The organism is Bacteroides sp. ET71 (assembly GCF_023336905.1).
Classification (GTDB): domain Bacteria; phylum Bacteroidota; class Bacteroidia; order Bacteroidales; family Bacteroidaceae; genus Bacteroides.
On sequence record NZ_JAMBLS010000122.1, the window covers coordinates 1 to 710 of the forward strand.

1 pseudogene is annotated in these 710 nt (G+C 51.8%); it reads right to left on the reverse strand.

From position 1 onward, the window contains the following. Positions 1-672, reverse strand: a pseudogene (istB, locus tag M3090_RS15465) (IS21-like element helper ATPase IstB); the annotation flags it as partial. Between the last annotated feature and the right edge of the window lie 38 nt (positions 673-710).

Here is a 710-nt window from a genome sequence, read left to right on the forward strand (position 1 = left end):
TCGTATGTATGATTCGGTCAAGGGTTGCATCGGCTATTGTCGGGTCACCTACCATGTCATACCAGTTGGAGGACGGGTACTGCGATGTGATGATGATGGATTTCCGTTCATGCCTGTCCTCAATGATTTCAAGCAGTATGGGACGCTCCGCTCCTTGACGTCAAACGGTACGATGAACAGGTCGTCAAGGATGAGTAACTGGCATCGCTCAATCTTCTTGAGTTCCGTTTCAAGTGTGCCTTTGACTTTGGCGACTTTCAGCGCACCGAGCAGTTTCGGGGCATTGGCATAGCAGGTTCGGAATCCCCTTTTGCATGCTTCGTGGCCGAGGGCATAGGCCAGATAGCTTTTCCCCGTTCCTGAAGAACCGGTAATGAAAAGGTTCTGTGCCTTATGCACAAAATCAAGGGTGGCGAGACGTTCCATCAGGTTGCGCTCCAGCCCCCGGTTCGTGGCGTAGTCGATCTGTTCAATATAGGCCTTGTAACGGAATGCCGCATTCTTGGTAAGCCGTGCAATGGCAGCCTGTGCACGATAGTCCCATTCGCGGGCAAGGAGCATGGAAAGGAACGTGTCCGCGGTCATGGATTGCGGAGTGATGCCGGCAAGGCTTTCCCTGAAAGCCTCTGCCATGCCATGCAATTTCATACGGTTCATTAAATTCAGTGATATGGTATTGGGGGCTTGTTGTCCCGTAACGGGACACTAAT